The sequence below is a fragment of the Cupriavidus sp. 01L46 genome, assembly GCF_056399905.1.
Window position 1 is genome coordinate 1 of sequence record NZ_JBFTSF010000536.1, and the last position, 2,112, is coordinate 2,112.

Here is a 2,112-nt window from a genome sequence, read left to right on the forward strand (position 1 = left end):
TATCCATACAGTATTTTCTGAGTGAAGCTATGTTCACCTGCGATCCTGGCGTCATCTATCTCTACACCCACAACACCGGCTGCACCCACGACCCCCACGGCACGGCCATCGCGTGCCAGACCCTGACCGTGGACGACCCGCTGCTCACGGCGGATACCTGGAATCCGGAAGCCGAGGCCGCCGCGCAGGCCGCCGGTGCAACGCTCTATCTGATGGGCATCGACACCGCCGCACTCAAGGCCCTGCCTCGTCCTATCGACAGCCTGGTGATCGAGCACGATGGGGCGCGGCTGCGCTTCGCGCTCGCGGAAGGCATCGACCTTCTCGATGCGAGATCGCTACGCGTGCGCACACGGGGCGAGCGCCACTATGCCACTCGCGAAGAGCCGGCCGATCCGTATTGGGCCACATGGGGCAAGGCGACTTCATCGGCCTGGCATGACTCGCCGGCGAGCTAATACAGGGAGACTGCGTGGCAGCGATGACAGCGTCGATCCGAAGAGATTCAGGCGAATTCGACGATGCTTGTTGTCACGTGATTTTGCCGGGCTAAATGCTGGCGTTTTGAACAGACAACAAAAAACCCGCACAACAAATGCTGTGCGGGTTTTTCTTAATACTGGTCGGGGCGAGAGGATTTGAACCTCCGACCACCTGCACCCCATGCAGGTACGCTACCAGGCTGCGCTACGCCCCGAAAGAAAAAGATTATATCAGAAGCTTTTTAAAAATGGCTAGTCGTTAGTGCACTTTTTATTCGTGCTTCGCGATCTGTTGAAGCTGCGCGAGCAGGTGCTGCACTTCCACCAGTTCGTTGCGCAGGCTGTTGAGGTCGAGCGAAAAAACCGGCGCTTCACCGGCGGCTTGCGCCGCCAGCGCTTGTTCGTCCTCGGTGGCGGCATGGCTGTGCTGCCGCCCTTCGTCGAGGCGATTGCGGGCACCGTTGATCGTGAAGCCCTGCTCGTACAGCAGGTCGCGGATGCGCCGGATCAGCAGGACTTCATGATGCTGGTAGTAGCGCCGGTTGCCGCGTCGCTTGACGGGCTTGAGCTGCGTGAACTCCTGCTCCCAGTAGCGCAGCACATGCGGCTTGACGGCGCAAAGCTCGCTGACTTCCCCAATGGTGAAGTAGCGTTTGGCGGGAATCGGCGGCAACAAGATGCGTTCGCTGGATCTTTCCGACATACGGTGAATAGGCGGGCTTCAGGCCGTGCCGGGAGAAGTTGTGGTGTTCGCGCGGGCTAGCGCGCGAACAAGGGTGATAGACGGATTCAGCAGGATAACGAGTCGTCGCGCTGCTGGCAAACGATCAGCCGGGCACCGCTACCAGGCCGGCACGCTCTTCCACCAGGCCCTTGAGCTTCTGGCTGGCATGGAAAGTCACCACACGTCGTGCCGTGATAGGAATGATCTCGCCCGTCTTGGGATTGCGGCCGGGACGTTGCGGCTTGTCGCGCAGCTGGAAATTGCCGAAGCCGGAGAGCTTGACGCTGTCGCCTTGTTCCAGCGCTTCGCGAATCACGTCGAAGAAAGCTTCGACCATGTCCTTGGACTCGCGCTTGTTGAGACCGACCTGGTCGAACAGCATTTCAGCAAGCTCGGCCTTCGTGAGGGTCGGCACTTCAGCGACGCGAGCGTCGGACGTATCGTCGTCGAGCGAGGCTGCCTGGCKGTCGCCTGCTTCACCCATTGCAGAGGCCATGAGATACGCGTGTCGATCGTTCATTGTCATTCAGTGTGGCGATCCGCCCGGATGCGGAAGTCCGGGCGCTCCATTGTCATGTCAGCTGGTGGATCAGCCGCGCATCCGCGCCTGGAATGCAGCGCTGGCGGCTTCGACCATGCAACGCACCGCGCTGTCGACGGTTTCGTCCTGGAGGGTCGCCCCAGTATCTTGCAAGGTCAAGCGGAACGCAAGGCTTTTCTCGTCCGCGCCAATGGCCGCCGAAGCTGCCTTCGGGCGGAACTCGTCGAACAGCACCAGGCTCTGGCAATAGCGTGCGGAGCCCTGTTTTTCCAGGGCTTCGCGCATGGCGTCGAGCAGGTCCTGCACGCGCACCGACTGCTTTACCACCAGTGCCAGGTCACGTACGGCGGCCGGGAACTTGGAGA

At 60.9% G+C, this 2,112-nt stretch carries 4 protein-coding genes and 1 tRNA gene; 1 reads left to right on the forward strand and 4 read right to left on the reverse strand.

Features of this window, described 5'->3' with window-relative positions; translation table 11 throughout:
• On the forward strand, positions 1-458 hold a 458-nt coding region (locus AC1DS3_RS38025; RefSeq protein WP_477129293.1), incomplete at its 5' end, for a hypothetical protein.
• Between the two features lie 162 nt (positions 459-620).
• Here AC1DS3_RS38025 and AC1DS3_RS38030 read toward each other — a convergent pair.
• From AC1DS3_RS38030 to AC1DS3_RS38045, 4 genes are all read right to left on the reverse strand, one after another.
• Positions 621-697 (reverse strand) — tRNA-Pro (locus AC1DS3_RS38030).
• A 56-nt stretch (positions 698-753) separates the two neighbouring features.
• The gene (locus tag AC1DS3_RS38035; RefSeq protein WP_441630558.1) at positions 754-1,185 is read right to left on the reverse strand and encodes a MerR family transcriptional regulator; all 432 of its coding nucleotides are present in this window, start codon (positions 1,183-1,185) and stop codon (positions 754-756) included.
• Between the two features lie 124 nt (positions 1,186-1,309).
• The gene (locus AC1DS3_RS38040; RefSeq protein ID WP_477129294.1) at positions 1,310-1,726 is read right to left on the reverse strand and encodes an integration host factor subunit alpha; all 417 of its coding nucleotides are present in this window, start codon (positions 1,724-1,726) and stop codon (positions 1,310-1,312) included.
• A gap of 69 nt (positions 1,727-1,795) precedes the next feature.
• Positions 1,796-2,112 (reverse strand): phenylalanine--tRNA ligase subunit beta-related protein (locus AC1DS3_RS38045; protein WP_477129295.1); only part of this gene is annotated, 317 nt, incomplete at its 5' end.

Bases quoted from the DNA above. Each gene is read 5' to 3' on its own strand.
- AC1DS3_RS38035 (WP_441630558.1), bottom strand. From the start codon at position 1,185: ATGTCGGAAAGATCCAGCGAACGCATCTTGTTGCCGCCGATTCCCGCC.